14 protein-coding genes and 1 pseudogene are annotated in these 17036 nt (G+C 68.7%); 8 read left to right on the forward strand and 7 right to left on the reverse strand.

Annotated features, from left to right (window positions below; translation table 11 throughout):
- The 3 genes from RTM68_RS10815 to RTM68_RS10825 all read left to right on the forward strand — a co-directional run.
- A partial coding sequence (locus RTM68_RS10815; RefSeq protein ID WP_312170718.1) for a sugar ABC transporter substrate-binding protein occupies positions 1-1222 on the forward strand: 1222 nt, incomplete at its 5' end.
- Positions 1223-1295: 73 nt separating this feature from the next.
- On the forward strand, positions 1296-3035 hold the full coding sequence (locus tag RTM68_RS10820; protein ID WP_312170719.1) for a beta-galactosidase: 1740 nt from the start codon (positions 1296-1298) through the stop codon (positions 3033-3035).
- A 37-nt stretch (positions 3036-3072) separates the two neighbouring features.
- The gene (locus tag RTM68_RS10825; RefSeq protein WP_312170720.1) at positions 3073-3438 is read left to right on the forward strand and encodes an HNH endonuclease signature motif containing protein; all 366 of its coding nucleotides are present in this window, start codon (positions 3073-3075) and stop codon (positions 3436-3438) included.
- A gap of 24 nt (positions 3439-3462) precedes the next feature.
- On the opposite strand, the gene RTM68_RS10830 is transcribed toward RTM68_RS10825, so the two are convergent.
- A complete protein-coding gene (locus RTM68_RS10830) occupies positions 3463-3960 on the reverse strand; it encodes a metallophosphoesterase (RefSeq protein ID WP_312170721.1) in 498 nt (165 codons plus the stop codon).
- A 148-nt stretch (positions 3961-4108) separates the two neighbouring features.
- Between RTM68_RS10830 and RTM68_RS10835 the strand changes: the two genes are divergently transcribed.
- Positions 4109-5569, forward strand: a complete 1461-nt coding sequence (locus tag RTM68_RS10835; RefSeq protein ID WP_312170723.1) for an MFS transporter — start codon at positions 4109-4111, stop codon at positions 5567-5569.
- A 60-nt stretch (positions 5570-5629) separates the two neighbouring features.
- Here RTM68_RS10835 and RTM68_RS10840 read toward each other — a convergent pair whose 3' ends face one another.
- Positions 5630-6661, reverse strand: coding sequence for an LD-carboxypeptidase (locus tag RTM68_RS10840; protein WP_312170724.1), 1032 nt, complete (start codon positions 6659-6661; stop codon positions 5630-5632).
- Positions 6662-6832: 171 nt separating this feature from the next.
- Between RTM68_RS10840 and RTM68_RS10845 the strand changes: the two genes are divergently transcribed.
- Positions 6833-8719, forward strand: coding sequence for an ABC transporter ATP-binding protein (locus tag RTM68_RS10845; RefSeq protein WP_312170726.1), 1887 nt, complete (start codon positions 6833-6835; stop codon positions 8717-8719).
- Between the two features lie 155 nt (positions 8720-8874).
- On the opposite strand, the gene RTM68_RS10850 is transcribed toward RTM68_RS10845, so the two are convergent.
- The gene (locus RTM68_RS10850) at positions 8875-10737 is read right to left on the reverse strand and encodes a phosphoenolpyruvate carboxykinase (GTP) (protein WP_312170728.1); all 1863 of its coding nucleotides are present in this window, start codon (positions 10735-10737) and stop codon (positions 8875-8877) included.
- A gap of 109 nt (positions 10738-10846) precedes the next feature.
- Here RTM68_RS10850 and RTM68_RS10855 point away from each other — a divergent pair, with 109 nt between their 5' ends.
- Positions 10847-12289 carry an XRE family transcriptional regulator gene (locus RTM68_RS10855; protein ID WP_194765154.1) on the forward strand — a complete coding sequence of 481 codons (1443 nt, stop codon included), beginning with the start codon at positions 10847-10849 and terminating at the stop codon, positions 12287-12289.
- 12 nt (positions 12290-12301) lie between these two features.
- Here the strand turns inward: RTM68_RS10855 and RTM68_RS10860 are convergent, their stop codons facing one another.
- Entirely contained in the window at positions 12302-13363 is a 1062-nt protein-coding gene (locus tag RTM68_RS10860; RefSeq protein WP_312170731.1) for a winged helix DNA-binding domain-containing protein, read from the reverse strand.
- Between the two features lie 51 nt (positions 13364-13414).
- Positions 13415-14863 (reverse strand): glyceraldehyde-3-phosphate dehydrogenase, encoded by a 1449-nt coding sequence (locus RTM68_RS10865; protein ID WP_312170733.1) that lies wholly within the window; start codon positions 14861-14863, stop codon positions 13415-13417.
- Positions 14864-15066: 203 nt separating this feature from the next.
- Between RTM68_RS10865 and RTM68_RS10870 the strand changes: the two genes are divergently transcribed.
- A complete protein-coding gene (locus RTM68_RS10870; protein ID WP_312170735.1) occupies positions 15067-15438 on the forward strand; it encodes a multidrug efflux SMR transporter in 372 nt (123 codons plus the stop codon).
- A complete protein-coding gene (locus tag RTM68_RS10875; RefSeq protein ID WP_312170737.1) occupies positions 15435-15758 on the forward strand; it encodes an SMR family transporter in 324 nt (107 codons plus the stop codon). Before RTM68_RS10870 ends, RTM68_RS10875 begins: the two co-directional genes overlap by 4 nt.
- A 24-nt stretch (positions 15759-15782) precedes the next feature.
- Here RTM68_RS10875 and murQ read toward each other — a convergent pair whose 3' ends face one another.
- Together murQ and RTM68_RS10885 are read right to left on the reverse strand one after the other, a co-directional pair.
- Positions 15783-16724: an N-acetylmuramic acid 6-phosphate etherase gene (murQ, locus tag RTM68_RS10880; protein WP_312170739.1), complete on the reverse strand. Its 942-nt coding sequence runs from the start codon at positions 16722-16724 to the stop codon at positions 15783-15785.
- Positions 16714-17036 (reverse strand): annotated as a pseudogene (locus RTM68_RS10885) (ATPase); the annotation flags it as partial. The gene murQ and the pseudogene RTM68_RS10885, both read right to left, overlap by 11 nt.

Below are 17036 nucleotides of genomic sequence, written 5' to 3' on the forward strand. Positions count from 1 at the left end.
CGACTCGGTCGAGGCAGCGCTCGAGGCCGGTGGCGAGATCACGTACTGGTCGTGGACCCCGTCCGCCGAGGCTCAGGTCGAGGCGTTCGAGAAGGAGTACCCGAACGTCAAGGTGAACGTGGTCAACGCGGGCACCAACAACGAGGAGTACACCAAGCTGCAGAACGCCATCAAGGCCGGCTCGGGCGGACCCGACGTCGTGCAGATCGAGTACTACGCGCTCCCGCAGTTCTCCCTCACCGACGCGTTCGTCGACCTCTCGCAGTACGGCTTCGCCGACTTCGAGGACGACTACACCGCCTCGACGTGGAACTCCGTCACCGACGGTGACGCGATCTACGGTCTGCCGCAGGACTCGGGCCCCATGGCCCTCTTCTACAACAAGGCCGTCTTCGACGCCGCCGGCGTGGCCGTTCCCACCACCTGGGACGAGTACTACGAGGCAGCGAAGGCCATCCACGCCGCCAACCCGAACGCCTACATCACCAACGACACGGGCGACGCCGGCTTCGCGACGTCGATGATCTGGCAGGCCGGCGGCAAGCCGTTCGAGACCTCGGGCACCGACGTCACGATCGACCTGCAGGACGACGGCTCGAAGAAGTGGACCGAGAACTGGAACCGCCTCGTCGAGGAGGACCTGCTCGCCCCGTACAACAGCTGGAGCGACGAGTGGTTCCGCGCACTCGGCGACGGCAGCCTCGCGACCCTCGTGATCGGCGCCTGGATGCCCGGAAACCTGATCTCCGGCGCACCCGACGGAGCCGGAGACTGGCGCGTCGCCCCGATGCCGACCTATGACGGCACCCCGGCGACCGCAGAGAACGGCGGCGGCGGCCAGGCCGTGACGAAGCAGAGCAAGAACCCGGCACTCGCGGCCGGCTTCCTGTGGTGGCTGAACAACTCGGAGGAGAGCATCTCGATCTTCCTCGAGTCGGGCGGATTCCCGTCGACCACGGCCGAGCTGTCGAGCGAGGAATTCCTCGCCGACGCACCCGAGTACTTCGGCGGCCAGAAGATCAACGAGGTCCTCGCCGCTGCCGCGGACGAGGTCGTCGAGGGCTGGGGCTACCTGCCCTACCAGGTGTACGCGAACAGCATCTTCGGCGACACCGTGGGCCAGTCGTACCAGAACGGCACCGACCTGAACGAGGGCCTCGTGTCCTGGCAGGACGCGCTCGAGCAGTACGGCAACGAGCAGGGCTTCGCCGTCAACAAGTAATCGCACGTCTGGTCGCGTCAGCCCTCGCTCCGTCGAGGGCTGACGCGACCTCCCCCATCGAAAGCACTCCATCGTGACCTCCTTCTCCATCGGCGAGTCCGACTTCCTCCGCGCCGGTCAGCCGCACCAGGTGATCTCCGGAGCCATCCACTACTTCCGGGTGCACCCGGACCAGTGGCAGGACCGCATCCGCAAGGCCCGCCAGATGGGGCTCAACACGATCGAGACCTACGTCGCCTGGAACGCGCACGAACCGCGTCGCGGCGAGTGGGACGCGACCGGCGCCCACGATCTGGGTCGCTTCCTCGATCTGATCCAGGCTGAGGGCATGGACGCGATCGTCCGCCCCGGTCCCTATATCTGTGCCGAGTGGCACAACGGCGGGCTGCCGAACTGGCTCACGGCCGGCGACCGCCCGCTGCGCTCCTCGGATCCCGCGTTCCTCGAGGACATCAGCGCCTACCTCCGTCGCGTGTACGAGATCGTCGCGCCCCGACAGATCGACCGCGGTGGTCGCGTCGTGCTGGTGCAGATCGAGAACGAGTACGGCGCCTACGGCTCCGACAAGGCCTACCTCGAGGCGCTCGTCGCGCTCACCCGTGAGGCCGGGATCACCGTGCCGCTCACCACGGTCGACCAGCCCACCGATCAGATGCTCGCCGACGGCAGCCTGCCGACCCTGCACAAGACCGGCTCATTCGGCTCCCGCAGTGCCGAACGACTGGCCACGCTGCGTGCTCACCAGCCCACCGGCCCGCTCATGTGCTCCGAGTTCTGGGACGGATGGTTCGACTGGTGGGGCGGCGTGCACCACACGACCGATGTCGCCGCGGCCGCGGCCGACCTCGACGAGCTGCTGGCCGCCGGCGCCTCGGTGAACATCTACATGTTCCACGGCGGCACGAACTTCGGGCTCACGAACGGCGCGAACCACAAGGGCCGCTACCTGCCCATCGTCACGTCGTACGACTACGACGCGCCCCTCGACGAGGCCGGCAACCCGACAGCCAAGTTCTTCGCGTTCCGCGACGTGATCGCCAAGTACGCGCCGGTTCCCGACGACCTTCCGACTGCCGTCGATCAGGCTCCCACGTTCTCCGTGCCCCTCGCCCCCGCGGGTGCGTGGACGGATGCCGCGGCGAGCGCCGCCACCACGGAGTCGCCCACGACGTTCGACCGGCTCGAGCACCTCAGTGCTCTCGTGCGCTACGACGTCGAGCTCCCCGAGGGTCGGGGTGGCCGGCTCGTCCTCGACGAGGTGCGCGATCTCGCGTGGGTGAGCGTCGACGGCCAGCGCATCGGCACGCTGTCGCGCACGCGTCACGACCGCGCGCTGAGCATCCCCGCGGGAGGGACCCTCAGCATCCTCGTCGAAGAGCTGGGGCGGGTGAACTACGACCACCGGCTCGGCGAGGAGAAGGGACTCGTCGGAGACGTCTCCCTCGACGGCGAGGCGCTGACGGGCTGGCGTTCGACCCCGCTCGATGTCGCGGCGATCGCAGCGAGCATCGCGGCGGGGCCTGCGGATGCATCCGATGAGACGACCGGCCCCTCCGCCTGGACCGCAGAGATCGACCTCGACTCGCCTGCCGACCTGTTCCTCGACACCACGTCGTGGAGCAAGGGCTACGCGTTCGTGAACGGATTCTTCCTCGGGCGTTACTGGCGCAACGGACCGACGCGCACGCTCTACGTGCCCGCGCCCGCGACGACGTCGGGCACCAACAGGCTCGTCGTGCTGGAGCTCGAGCACCTGCTCGCACCGACGGCCGAGTTCGTCGCCGCGCTGGACCTGGGCGACACCGAGGAATAGCCGTCGGGGCGCGGCACCGACGCAGTAGCGTGTGGGTGTGCCGCGCCGAAGGTTCTCCACTCCCACACCCGCCGCGCGGGCGCGGTACGCCAAGCGTCGCCAGGGTCGCCTGGCGCGGGTGGACAACGACCTCACCGCCGAGCAGTGGATCTCGCTGCAGGATGCGTGGGGTGGGTGCGCCTACTGCGGGGCGACGGGAATCGCGATGCAGCGCGACTGCGTGATGCCGATCTCCCGGGGCGGGCGCTACACCGTCGAGAACGTGGTTCCCGCGTGCGGGTCGTGCAATGCGAGCAAGCGCAACGACGAGGTGACCTCGTGGCTGCGCCGCAAGCGCCTCGATGAGCGCGCTTTCCTCAGTCGATACGGCGAGTTCCTCGCCATGCTGCGCCGCGAGGGGTGACGGCGGCTCGGCGAGCTGCGCGCGTCACTCGATCGGCACCAGCGCGGCATCGATCCGCCCTCCGTCGATCACGACGGTCATCATCGTGCACACCGGCTGACGGCGACGATCGGTGGGTGATCCCGGGTTCAGCAGCCGCATCCCCGACGACGCGACCGTGTCCCAGGGGATGTGCGAGTGCCCGAAGACGAGCAGATCCACACCCGGGAAGTCCGCGTCCATGCGCTCCTCGCGCCGCTGCTTCGCTCCGGTCTCATGGATCACGGCGACCTCGACGTCCTCGACCGTGAACCGGGCGATCTCGGGCAGCCGCTCGCGAAGCGCCGGTCCGTCGTTGTTTCCGTGGACGCCATGCAGCACCCGCGCCCGCGATTCGAGCAGGTCGAGCGTCGCCACATCGATCCAATCCCCCGCGTGCACGACGATGTCGGCCTCGTCGACCGCGCGCAGCACCGCCTCGGGCAGTCGCCTGGCACGCGCGGGCACGTGAGTGTCGGCGATCAGCAGCAGAGTCGTCGTCACGGTCTTCCCCGTCTCGGGTGGGCATCGGAGTCGCGTCCGACTCTACGCACGCACTTCTCCCTGACGTCACACGTACACAGCAAACGCTCAGGAAGGCGTAAGATCTCCCGGTGCCTTGGTATACCGGGCCACAGAGCTAAGGAGCAGCATGAGTACGACCACAGCGCCCGCGAATCCGCGCTCGCGCGTCATCACGGCGAGCCTCGTCGGCACCACGATCGAGTTCTACGACTTCTACGCGTATGCGACCGCGGCCGTCCTCGTCTTCCCGGTGCTGTTCTTCCCGACCGGCAACGACACGACGTCGCTGCTCTCGTCGTTCGCCGTCTTCGGCGCAGCGATGGTCGCCCGGCCGATCGGCGCCGTGGTGTTCGGCCACTTCGGCGACAAGTTCGGCCGCAAGGCCACCCTCGTGGCATCGCTGCTCACGATGGGAATCGCGACCTTCATCATCGGCCTGCTCCCCACGTTCCAGCAGATCGGCTGGTGGGCCGCTCTGCTGCTGCTCATCCTGCGTCTGGCTCAGGGCTTCGCCCTCGGTGGCGAGTGGTCGGGGGCGGCTCTGGTCGCCACGGAGAACGCGCCGGCGGGCAAGCGCGCCTGGTACGGCACCTTCCCGCAGCTGGGAGCGCCGCTCGGCTTCATCATCGCGAACTTCCTGTTCCTCGGCATCAACTGGCTGCTGCCGCACGCCGAGAACCCGGCGCTCAAGTCCGAGGCGTTCCTGTCGTGGGGCTGGCGCATCCCGTTCCTGTTCTCGGCCGTGATGGTCATCATCGGCCTGTGGGTGCGTCTCAAGCTCGTCGAGTCCGACACGTTCAAGAAGGCCGAGAAGAAGGGCGCGATCCGCAAGCTGCCCCTCGCCACGGTGTTCCGCCACCACTGGAAGCAGCTGATCCTCGGCACGTTCATCATGCTGGCGACGTACGTGCTCTTCTACCTGATGACGAACTTCACGCTCGCCTACGGCACGAAGCCGGCCACGCTCGAGACGGCCTCCGCGGCCGCACAGGCCGCAGCCGAGGCCACGGGCAAGGACTTCGACGCCTCGGCCTTCGCTGCGCAGTTCTATCCCGGCCTCGGCTTCGGCTACACCGACTTCGTGCTGATGCAGATCGTGGGCGTCGTGTTCTTCGGCATCTTCACCCTGCTCTCCGGGCCGATCGCGGACGCGATCGGACGCCGCAAGCTGCTGCTGTGGGTGACCGGACTCATCATCGTGTTCGGTCTCACCTTCAACACCTTCCTGCTCCCGGCGATGGACCCGAAGTTCACGGGCGCTCTCGCACAGGCGTTCCTCGTGTTCGGCTTCATGCTCATGGGGGCGACGTTCGGTCCCATGGGCGCGCTGCTTCCGGAGCTCTTCCCCACGAACGTGCGATACACGGGATCCGCGATCGCGTACAACGTCTCGTCGATCCTCGGCGCTGCCGTCGCACCGATCATCGCCCTGTGGCTGTGGGAGCTCGGCGGCGGCGCTCCGTGGCTGGTCGGCCTCTACCTGTCGGCCATGGGCGTCCTGACGTTCATCGCACTGATCCTGTCGAAGGAGACGAAGGACAACGACTACGAGGAGGACCTCGGAGTCGCGGCGGCCGTCGAACTCTGACTCCCTGACGACCACGAAGGGCGGCACCTCCTCGCGAGGTGTCGCCCTTCGTCTTTCCGGTCAGTACGAGGCGGTGACCGTGCGCGCCGCCCCGTCGAGCACCATCGTCCCGCCGTAGGGAACGATCCACTGCGGCCGCGTGTGGCCGAAGGGCACGCCCACGCAGATGACCGCCTCGGGGTTGTATCGTGCGACCGTCTCGATCACGACATCCCGCTGCGCTGCGCGCAGCGTGTCGGCCTCCTCCGCCGAAGGATGGAACTCGAAGTCGCTGACCGGCGGGCGCGCCACGACGACCCCGGCCACCGCGTCGAGGATCCCTCGTTCACCGAGCCCGCGCACCCACCGGGCGACCCAGCTCGCGGCCGGACGTTCCTCGCTGGTCTCCAGCAGCAGGATGTTGTCGCGCAGCGTCTCCGGGTCCGGCAGCCGGTCGGCGAGGGCGAGCTGATCGATCACCTCGAGGCATCCACCCCATGTCCGGCCCTCGACGCGCACCGCGGGCCCGGCCCACGTCCACTCCGGCGTGCCGATCCGATCGCCGTACTCGGCGAGGGCGCGAGGGTCCTCCCACCGGCGTCCGACGTCCTCGGACTCGCCGGGTTCCGTGATCTCGATCTCGCCGCCGTCGAGCAGGGCCGCGCGCAGCGATCGCAGGTGCACATCGTCGATGGCGGGTCCGGGTCCCAGATGCACGGCGGTCGAACCGCCGTAGTAGCCGCGGATGCTGAGGCTCCACAGCCAGTTCAGGATGTTGGTGTTGTCGCTGTAGCCGAGGAAGGGCTTGGGATCGGCGAGCGCGAGCGTCGGGTCGAGGTGCGGCACGACGAGGATCTGATCGTCGCCGCCGATGGTCGCGACGATCGCACGGATCTCAGGATCGGCGAACGCGGCGTTGACGTCGGCGGCGCGCGCCTCGGGACTCGCGCCGAGCTGACGTGTGGTCGGGTACTCGACCGGGATCAGACCTGTCAGCTCCGTGAGTCTGCGCATCGCCTGGTCATGGAGCTCCGGAGCCACCGCCGGAGCGGCGAAGGCAGGCGAGAGAACGGCGACCCTGTCGCCGGGGACGAGTTTCGGTGCAGCCAGCATCCGCCCAGTCTGTCAGCGACCCCGCCACCCTTCGAATCGCTCACTGTGCAGTTCTCGCTCGCTCAAATGTGCAAAGTGAGCGATTCGAGAGCGGGCGGAACACAGCCCATGCACAGAATTCGGGCCGACACGAAGTACGGTCGAACTACCCCTTTCAGAACGAGGTTCCGCATGTCCAGCACGGCGACATCACGCCGACGCGGGCGCGGCGCGCAGCAGGACGGTCCGCGCGCCACATTCCGCCAGCTCCTCCCCTTCCTCTTCGAGCACAAGCGCACGTTGATCGTCGTCGCGGTGCTCAGCGTCGTCGGTGCTGCGACATCGCTCGTACAGCCGCTTCTTGTGGGCCAGGTGATCGAGGCGGTGCAGAGCGACACCGGGATCGGCATCCTGGTCTGGCTGCTGGTCGGCTTCGTGGTCGTGTCGTCGATCATCTCCGGCTTCCAGCACTACCTGCTGCAGCGCACCGGCACCGCGGTCGTGTACTCGAGCCGTCGCAAGCTGATCGCACGTATCCTGCACCTGCCCACCTCGGAGTTCGATGCCCGACGCACCGGCGACCTGGTCTCTCGCGTCGGCACCGACACGACCCTGCTCTACGCGGTGCTCACCCAGGGACTCGCAGATGCTGTCGGCAGTGCCGTGCTCTTCCTCGGCGCGCTCATCGCGATGCTGCTGATCGACCCCGTGCTGCTGCTTCTGATCGTCGTGGTGATCGGAGTCTCCGTCACAGTCGTCGTGCTGCTGAGCGGCCGCATCCGCAGTGCATCCACCGCCCAGCAAGAGAAGGTGGGCGAGTTGGCATCCGGCGTGGAGCGCGCGGTCGGATCGATCCGCACCATCCGGGCGTCAGGGGCCACCGAGCGCGAGACCACCGCGGTGTCGGCGCTCGCATCCGACGCCTACGGCATCGGCGTGCGCATCGCCAAGATCTCGTCGGCGGTGGTGCCCGTCTCGGGCATCGCGCTGCAGCTGTCGCTTCTCGTGGTGCTCGGTGTCGGCGGTTTCCGCGTGGCCGCCGGCGCGATCACGATCGCATCGCTGATCGCATTCATCATGTTCCTGTTCCTCCTCGTGATGCCCCTGGCGACGACGTTCGGTGCCATCACCTCGGTGAACCAGGCGCTCGGTGCGCTCGGTCGGATCCAGGAAGTTCTCGACCTGCCCACGGAGTCGGAGGGCGATGAGGCTATCGCGGCGTCGCTGCCTCGCGAGGCTCCTTCTCCGAACGCACCAGCCATCGAGTTCCGCCACGTGCGCTTCCAGTACCCGGCGAACGTCGTGGCCGCCCGCGCGGCTGCGGCGAAGGAGGCGCGGAACCTGCTCGCCGATGCGCATCTCGAATCAGCAGAGGATGCCGCTCCGGCTGCACAGGGCGTGGAGGTGCTGCGCGGCGTCTCGTTCTCGGTGCCCCGCGGCTCACGGGTGGCGCTGGTCGGCCCGAGCGGCGCAGGCAAGAGTACGATCCTCTCGCTCATCGAGCGCTTCTACGACCCGACCGGAGGGTCGATCCGCGTGAACGGACACGACTCCCGGACCTTCCCGCGCGACGAGCTCCGTGCGCAGTTCGGCTATGTCGAGCAGGATGCTCCGACCCTCGCGGGCACACTTGCCGACAACCTGCGCCTGGCATCGCCGGACGCGTCGGACGAGCAGTGCGAGCGCGTGCTTCGGGCGGTGAACCTGGGCGAGGTCCTCGAGCGCAACCCGCTCGGACTCCAGGCGCCGGTCGGTGAAGACGGCGTCATGCTGTCGGGCGGCGAGCGTCAGCGCCTCGCGATCGCCCGCGCTCTTCTCACGGACGCTCCGATCCTGCTGCTGGACGAGTCCACGTCGTCGCTCGACGGCGTGAACGAGCAGCGCATGCGCGAAGCCATCGACGCGGTCTCGACCGACCGCACCCTCGTGGTGATCGCACACCGCCTGTCGACCGTGGTCGACAGCGACATCATCGTCGTGCTGCAGGACGGCACCGTCGTGGGTCAGGGCACGCACGCCGAACTCGTGGAGTCGACGCCCCTCTATCGCGACCTCGCACGTCACCAGCTGCTCGCCTGATCGATCCTGCGGGTCGACCACGAAGTACGCGAAGGCGGGATGCCGGAGACCACTCAGCCATGGGTTCGTCTCTGACTTCCCGCCTTCGCGGGTCTGGGAGGGGATGAGGCGCCGGCTCCCCCGAACCGGCGCCGGTCTGTGTCAGGCCCCGGTGGTCAGGCCTTGTCGAGCCGGTAGCGCAGCGACGCCAGCTCGGCGCGGAGCGCAGCCGGGACCTTCTCGCCGAAGGTGTCGTAGAACTCCTCGGTGAGGTCGGCCTCGGTCTTCCAGGCCTCCGCATCGACCGAGAACAGCTCGTCGAGATCGGCCTGCGGCACGTCGATGCCGTCGAGGTTGAGGTCCGAGACGATGGGCAGCCGTCCGATGGGGCTGTCGACCGTGGAGACCTCGCCGGAGATGCGGCGGATGATCCAGTCGACGACACGCGAGTTGTCGCCGAAACCGGGCCACAGGAACCGTCCGTCGGAACCGCGACGGAACCAGTTCACCTGGAAGATGCGCGGCGCCCGGTCGAAACGCAGACCGCGGCCGACGCTCAGCCAGTGACCGAAGTAGTCGGCCATGTTGTAGCCGCAGAACGGGAGCATCGCGAACGGATCGCGGCGCAGCTCGCCGACCGTGCCCTCGGCCGCAGCCGTGCGCTCGGACGAGATGTTCGATCCCAGGAACACGCCGTGCGTCCAGTCGGTCGCCTCGACGACGAGGGGCACGTTGGTCGCGCGGCGCCCGCCGAAGAGGATGACGTCGAGCGGCACCGCGGCTTCCCAGTCCTCCGAGATCTGCGGGCACTGCGCGGCCGAGACCGTGAAGCGGGAGTTGGGGTGGGCAGCAGGGCGACCGGAGTCAGGCGTCCAGGCGTTGCCCTCCCAGTCGGTCAGGTGCGCGGGCGCCTGATCGGTCAGCCCCTCCCACCAGACGTCGCCGTCGGGGCGGAGCGCCACGTTCGTGAAGATCGTGTTGCCCCACAGGGTCTCGACCGCGGTGACGTTCGTGGACTCGCCGGTGCCCGGCGCGACGCCGAAGAAGCCGGCCTCGGGGTTGATCGCCCAGAGGCGACCGTCTTCTCCCGGGCGGATCCATGCGATGTCGTCGCCGAGCGTCTCGACGCGCCAGCCGGGGATGGTCGGCCGCAGCATGGCCAGGTTCGTCTTGCCGCACGCCGAGGGGAAGGCCGCAGCGACGTGGTACGCCTTGCCCGCGGGATCGATGACGCGGATGAGCAGCATGTGCTCGGCGAGCCATCCCTCGTCGCGCGCGATCACCGAGGCGATGCGCAGTGCGAAGCACTTCTTGGCGAGGATCGCGTTGCCGCCGTAGCCGGAGCCGAACGAGTAGACCTCGAGAGTCTCGGGGAAGTGCACGATGTACTTGTCGTCGTTGCACGGCCACTCGACATCCGGCTCGCCGGCGGCGAGAGGTGCACCGACCGAGTGGACCGTCTTGACCCAGGGCGCCCCCTCGGCGATCTGACGCGTGACGGCGTCGCCGACGCGGGTCATGATGCCGATGGATGCGACCGCGTACGCGCTGTCCGTGACCTGCACGCCGATGTGCGACAGAGGGCCGCCGACAGGTCCCATCGAGAACGGGACGACGAACATCGTGCGACCGCGCATGGATCCCTCGAAGATGTCGGTCATCTTCTCGCGCATCTCGGCCGGCGGCGCCCAGTTGTTCGTGGGTCCGGCATCCTCTTCGTTCTCGGACGAGATGAAGGTGCGCCCCTCGGTGCGGGCGACGTCGCTGGGGTGCGAGCGTGCGAGGTAGGAGCCGGGACGCCACTCGGGATTGAGCTTGATCAGCTTGCCCTCGTCGACGAGTCCGCGCAGGAGCCAGTCGTTCTCGGCACGCGAGCCGTCGACCCAGTGGATCGACGCGGGCTTCGTGAGTGCGGCGATCTCGTCCACCCAGGCCACCAGCTCGGCCATCGCAGGGGTGTCATACGTCGGAGCCGTTCCGAACGTGCGCACCGGTGCGACGGATGAGGTGCGAGGGGTGAAGACTTCGGCGATCGCCATGACTGCTCCTTTGAAGTAGGGGGCGTTTGATCCATCTTCTCCCGATCCTCGCGAGACTTTCGGGTGATATCTTGCTTAAGAATCGGCAATCTTTCGATATCATCAAGGAATGGTCACCAGCGGCATCCACCTCACCACCCTCGGTCATCGCATCCGGCATCACCGCCTGGAGAAGGGCTTCACGCTCGACGAGCTGGGTGCGGCGGTCGGTGTCGCCGGGTCGCAGTTGAGCCTGATCGAGAACGGGAAGCGGGAACCGAAGCTCTCGCTTCTGCAGGCGATCGCACAGGCGACCGGCACCGAAGTGACCGACCTCATCTCGGGTGAGCCGCCGAACCGGCGCGCCGCCCTCGAGATCGAACTCGAACGCGCGCAGGAGAGCCCGGTCTTCCGTCAGCTGGGCATCGCGCCGGTGCGGGTCACCAAGGGCGTGAGCGATGAGACCATCGAGTCGGTGCTCGGCCTGCACCGCGAGCTCCAGCGGCGCGAGCGCGAGGCGATCGCCACCCCTGAAGAAGCCCGTCGCGCGAACACCGAGCTGCGACTGCGCATGCGCGCACAGCACAACTACCTCGCCGACATCGAGAAGCTCGCCGAGAAGCAGCTCCGGTCCGCCGGGCACGTGCAGGGTGCCCTGACCCACCGCACCGTGAGCATCATGGCCGAGAAGCTCGGCTTCGAGCTGATCTACGTGAACGACCTGCCCCACTCGACCCGGTCGGTCACCGACCTGGAGAACGGCCGCATCTACCTGCCGCCGGCCTCGATCCCCGGCGGACACGGCCTGCGGTCGATGGCGCTGCAGGCGATGGCGCACCGCCTGCTCGGTCACACCCCTCCCACCGACTACGCCGACTTCCTGCAGCAGCGGCTCGAGATCAACTACTACGCCGCGTGCTGCCTGATGCCCGAGACCGCCTCCGTCGCCTTCCTCGCGCAGGCGAAGAAAGACCGGAACCTCGCGGTCGAGGACTTCCGCGACGCGTTCGGAGTGACGCACGAGGCGGCCGGGATGCGCATGACCAACCTGCTCACACAGCATGTGGGCATGTCTCTGCACTTCCTCCGCGTGGATGCCACCGGAGCGATCACCCGCGTGTACGAGAACGACGATCTGCCCCTGCCGATGGACGTCACGGGGGCCGTCGAGGGTCAGCGCGTCTGCCGGAAGTTCCAGGCTCGAGGCGCCTTCACTCAGCAGAACCGCACGACCGAGCACCACCAGTACACCGACACCCCTTCGGGCACGTTCTGGTGCTCGACCCAGACGGGCGCCTCGACGGACGGCGAGTTCTCGATCACGGTGGGGGTCCCGTTCGACGACGCCCGCTGGTGGCGCGGACGCGAGACCGTCGACCGGGCCGTGTCGACGTGCCCCGACGAGGCGTGCTGCCGTCGCCCCTCGGCCGATCTCGCCGAGCGCTGGAACGGCCGGGCCTGGCCGAGCGCGCGCGTGCACACGCACATGTTCTCCCCGCTCCCCCGCGGCGCTTTCCCCGGCGTCGACGACAACGAGGTCTACAACTTCCTCGGGCGTCACGCGAGCGAGTGACGCGGGGCGGTGTCAGCCGTCGAGGAAGCGCGTGAAGCGAGCGAGGGCCGCGCGCACCGCTTCGTCGTCGGCCGGCCCGTCGCCTCCATCGTGATCGAAGAGCTCGGGTGGAGACCCCAGCGAGGCGCTCGCGTGCGTCCAGCATCCGATCACGCGACCGCCCGCGATGATGGTCGCCCGCACCATGCCGTTCTTGCCCGGACCGACTGCGGCGAGGTTCTCGGGAGCACAGACCGCCGTGCGGTCGGCGTAGGAGATGTAGTACTCGTCGAAGGCGCCGAGCGCGAGCACGTCTCGCACATCCGACGCACGTCGGGGCCGTACCGCGGCGACGTAGATGCCCTGCTCGATCTCGACGACCCTCTCGGCTGCGCGGTCCCGTGCCTCCCGCGACTGCCCGAGCGTGAGTCCCGACCACCAGGCGAAGTCGGCGACCTCGGCCGGACCGTGTCCGTCGACGTAGCGGACGAAGAGCTCGGCGAGCGGATCGTCCGGTGCCGCATGCTCACGGATGTGCTGCTCGACGAGCACGAAGCGCTGCTCGCGGCTGACGCCGTCACGCACGACCACCGGGCCCTGGCAGATCAGTCCGTCGAGTGTCAGCTCGCTCAGCAGATGGATGCCGCGCTGCCCGCCCGGCTCGATGCCGATGCCCGCGAAGACCTCGAACATCTCGGCGCGCGTGAGGCCTCCGTCGCGCAGCCTCGGCACGGCCGCCGCCGCGACGGCCTCGACCATCGTCGCATCGATGCCGAGGTCGCGCCGCCTGCCGGCCGCCTGTTGCCGCTGCCGTGCGGACGTCACCGACAGCACCCAGCGGAGGTCGCGTGCAGGGATGATGTGCAGAGTGCCGCGCATGGTCCACGCCCGCACGAGATCGCCCCGACCGAAGGCGCGATCGACCGCGCGCAGCGTCGGCTCCCCGCGCGTGCGCGATGCCAGAGCCCACCGACCGGCCGTGAAGTCCTGGCTCTGCACGGCGAGCATGTGCGACGCGGCGTCAGTCACCGACCGCGCTGGAGCAGTGAGTCGATGCGAGCGCAGCCGCTCGGACAGCAGGGATGCGGACCTCATGCCCTCATCATGCCGCTCCCCGGCGACACGCGCCGACAGGACGACCCGCCCTCAGCCGTGCAGCGTCACCTCACGCCGCTCCGGCAGGACGACCGGGTGCGAGCCGGCCATGACCTCGAGCACGCGGATCACCTGGCACGAGTACCCGTACTCGTTGTCGTACCAGACGTAGAGCACGACGTCCCGGTCGTTCGCGATGGTCGCGAGTCCGTCGACGATCCCGGCGCGGTGCGAGCCGACGAAGTCCGTGGAGACGACCTCGGGGCTCTCGACGTAGTCGATCTGCTGGCGCAGTTTCGAGTGCAGCGAGACGCGGCGCAGGTAGTCGTTCAGCTCGTCCTTCACGGCGGGCCGCTCGAGGCTCAGGTGCAGCACGGCCAGTGACACGTCGGGAGTGGGCACGCGGATCGCGGAACCGGTGAGCTTGCCCTCGAGCTCGGGAAGCGCGCGGGCGACGGCCTTCGCGGCCCCGGTCTCGGTGATCACCATGTTGAGCACGGCCGAGCGCCCCCGGCGGTCGCCGCTGTGGAAGTTGTCGATCAGATTCTGGTCGTTGGTGAACGAGTGCACCGTCTCGACGTGGCCTCGGACGATGCCGTACGCCTCGTCGATCGCCTTGAGCACGGGGGTGATCGCGTTCGTGGTGCAGGAGGCCGCGGTGATGATGCGGTCGTCGGGCGCGATGCTGTTGTCGTTGATGCCGTGCACGATGTTCTTCAGCGCGCCCTTGCCCGGAGCCGTGAGCAGCACGCGCGCGACACCGGTGGACTCGAGGTGACGGCTGAGCCCCGCCTCGTCCCGCCAGCGACCGGTGTTGTCGACGACGATCGCATCGTCGATGCCGTAGGCGGTGTAGTCGATGGTCGAGGGGTCGTCGGAGTAGATGACCTGGATGCGCGTGCCGTTCGCGATGATCTGCTCGGCGTCCTCGTCGACCGTGACCGACCCTGCGAAGCGCCCGTGCACCGAGTCGCGCAGCAGCAGCGAGGCGCGCTTGACGAGATCGTTCTCGGACCCGCGGCGTACGACGATCGCTCGCAGACGCAGGCCGCTGCCTCCGCCGTTGTGCGCGATCAGGATGCGTGCGAGCAGGCGGCCGATGCGGCCGAAACCGTACAGCACCACATCGGTGGGCTCGGCCGCCACCGCACCGATCGCGGGGGCGAGCGCCTCTGCGAGGTAGGCGTCGAGCGGGCGATCGCTGTCTGCATGTCCCTCGGCGAGGCGTGCCAGGTCGAGGGACGAGGCACCGGGGGCGAGCTCGGCGACCGCTTCGAGCACCGCGAGGGTGTCGTCGAGTGCGAGCTGTTCGTGTCCGAGCTGCGTGACCCGATCGTGCACTTCGACGATGCCGGTGGCCGTCAGGCCGAGCAGCCGGTGGCCGTGCAACGAGGTGACGACGTCGTGCTCGCGCTTGAGCGTGCCGATCAGCGGGATCATCCGCTCGGCCAGCTCCTCTTTCGCGGTCCAGTCGTCGTGGGGTGCGGCGATAACGTTCATCTGCGTCCTTGCATGTGTGAGCGCGCCGAGGTCGCCGGCGCGCGAGATTGCCGGGTGAGCTTCGGGGGATGTCATCCAGGGTACGCGTCGCGCGGCGGGGTTCCGAAATCGCCGGGTCTGGCGGCCGTTCACCTCTGCGACAGGGAATCGTGCGAGTGTCCGAGGCGTTCTCCCCCACGCAGACCAGCGTCGAAAGGCCCCCGATGACAGACCGCCCCCGCCGATCGGCGTGGCCACCGCTGCTGATCGCGATCGCGCTCGAGGTGACCGCCACGCTCTCGCTGCGTGCCGCAGAGGGCTTCACGCATCCGCTGTGGCTGATTCCCGTGGTGATCGGATACACCTCTTCGCTCTGGCTGCTGTCGGTCGTCCTCGACCGCGGCATGGCGGTGGGAGTCGCCTACGGCATCTGGTCGGCGTTCGGTGTCGTGCTCACCGCGGTGATGGGAACCGTGCTGTTCGGCGAGCTGCTGGGGCCGGTGCAGATCATCGGCATCGGTGCGATCGTGCTCGGAGTGCTGCTCGTCGAGCTCGGATCCCACACCCGCGAGACGTCGGCAGAGGTCGCATCGTGACCTGGCTCCTCCTCGCCCTCGCGATCGCGAGCGAGGTCACCGCGACGCTCAGCCTGCGGGCCTCCGAGGGCTTGCGTCGCAGACGCTGGATCCCCGTGATCGTGGTCGGATACCTCGCGGCATTCACCCTGCTCGGCACGATCCTCGCGATGGGGATGCCGGTGGGCGTCGCCTATGGCGTGTGGGCCGCCGCCGGCGTCGCGATCACGGCGGTCCTCGGCCGGGTGATCTTCAAGGACCACTTCTCGGTCCTCATGGCGATCGGCGTCGTGCTCATCGGCGCCGGCGTCGCGATGAGCGAGCTCGGCGGCGCGCACTGAGCTCCGCTGATCGACGCGCCGATCTCAGCTGCGGGTCAGCGCGTCGATCGCGACCCGGAGGATGCCGTCGGCATCGCGCAGTGCCTCCCTCGCCGCATCCGCCGACGCACCCGTCGACAGCATCAGGATCGCGAGCTTGACCGACCCGTCGGCCTCGGCGAGCGCCCGTGCCGCCGTCGGCACATCCGCCCCGGTGAGTTCGGTGACCGTGCGGATCGATCGGGCGTGGAGCTTCTCGTTCGTCGCGAGAAGGTCGACCATGACGCCGTGATGGGTCTTGCCGAGCTTGATCATCGACAGCGTCGTCAGCATGTTCACGACCAGCTTCTGCGCCGTGCCCGACTTCAGCCGCGTCGAGCCGGAGATGAACTCCGGGCCGGTCACCACCTCGATCGCGATGTCGGCGATCGCTCCGATCTCCGATGCCGCGTTCGAGGCGATCGCGATCGTCAGCGCACCCTTCTCACGAGCAGCATGCAACCCGCCGACGACGTACGGCGTGCGCCCCGATGCCGAGATGCCCACGACTGTGTCGAGGGCGGAGAGATCGAGCTCGCGCAGAGCGATCCCTGCTGCATCCTCGTCGTCCTCGGCGTTCTCGACCGCCGAGCGGATGGCCGCTTCGCCGCCCGCGATCAGCCCCACCACCATCGACGGATCGGTGCCGAAGGTCGGTGGGCACTCGCTCGCGTCGAGCACGCCCACTCGCCCGGCGGTGCCGGCTCCGATGTAGATCAGGCGTCCCCCGCGACGGAACCTCTCGGTGATGCCGTCGACCGCGGCGGCGATCTCCGCCCCGCGCGCGGCGACCGCCTCGGGCACACGCCGATCCTCCTCGTTCATGCGGCGCACGAGGTCGGTCGTGTCGAGCAGGTCGAGATCGCCGCGGTCGGTGGTCGAGGCTTCGGTGCCGAGGCTCGAGAGCACATCGAGGAGGGCGTTCAGGCGCGGATCTTCAGTCGGCACGGTGCACGAACCTTTCGTGAGGGAGATCGGAGCGCTCGGCGAGGAGCCGGGCGCCTTCGAGGGCGTCGCCCCGCGGCAGGAGGGGGGCGCGGCCTGCCGCGACCAGCGCTCGCTCGAGCTCGGAGCGGAACCACGGGTGATCGGTCAAGCCGCCGTGCAGGGCGACTCCGACCGAGAGCGAGGTCGCAGATTCGGCCGAGCCGGTGAGCAGCCGCACCGCTTCGCGGACGATTCGAGACGCGACCGCGTCGCCGGCCTCGGCGGCGTCGAGGACGACCGGTGCGAGCGAGGCGAGGCGGCGTGCGAGCGGGC

Origin of the sequence: Microbacterium sp., from assembly GCF_031988965.1 — a bacterium.
In the GTDB taxonomy this organism is placed as follows: domain Bacteria; phylum Actinomycetota; class Actinomycetes; order Actinomycetales; family Microbacteriaceae; genus Microbacterium.

Excerpts from the sequence above, each read along its gene's own strand:
- RTM68_RS10870 (WP_312170735.1), top strand. The coding sequence starts at position 15,067 with ATGACAGACCGCCCCCGCCGATCGGCGTGGCCACCGCTGCTGATCGCG.
- RTM68_RS10855 (WP_194765154.1), top strand. The coding sequence starts at position 10,847 with ATGGTCACCAGCGGCATCCACCTCACCACCCTCGGTCATCGCATCCGG.
- RTM68_RS10860 (WP_312170731.1), bottom strand. The coding sequence starts at position 13,363 with ATGAGGTCCGCATCCCTGCTGTCCGAGCGGCTGCGCTCGCATCGACTC.
- RTM68_RS10845 (WP_312170726.1), top strand. The coding sequence starts at position 6,833 with ATGTCCAGCACGGCGACATCACGCCGACGCGGGCGCGGCGCGCAGCAG.
- RTM68_RS10865 (WP_312170733.1), bottom strand. The coding sequence starts at position 14,863 with ATGAACGTTATCGCCGCACCCCACGACGACTGGACCGCGAAAGAGGAG.
- RTM68_RS10840 (WP_312170724.1), bottom strand. The coding sequence starts at position 6,661 with ATGCTGGCTGCACCGAAACTCGTCCCCGGCGACAGGGTCGCCGTTCTC.
- RTM68_RS10835 (WP_312170723.1), top strand. The coding sequence starts at position 4,109 with ATGAGTACGACCACAGCGCCCGCGAATCCGCGCTCGCGCGTCATCACG.
- RTM68_RS10850 (WP_312170728.1), bottom strand. The coding sequence starts at position 10,737 with ATGGCGATCGCCGAAGTCTTCACCCCTCGCACCTCATCCGTCGCACCG.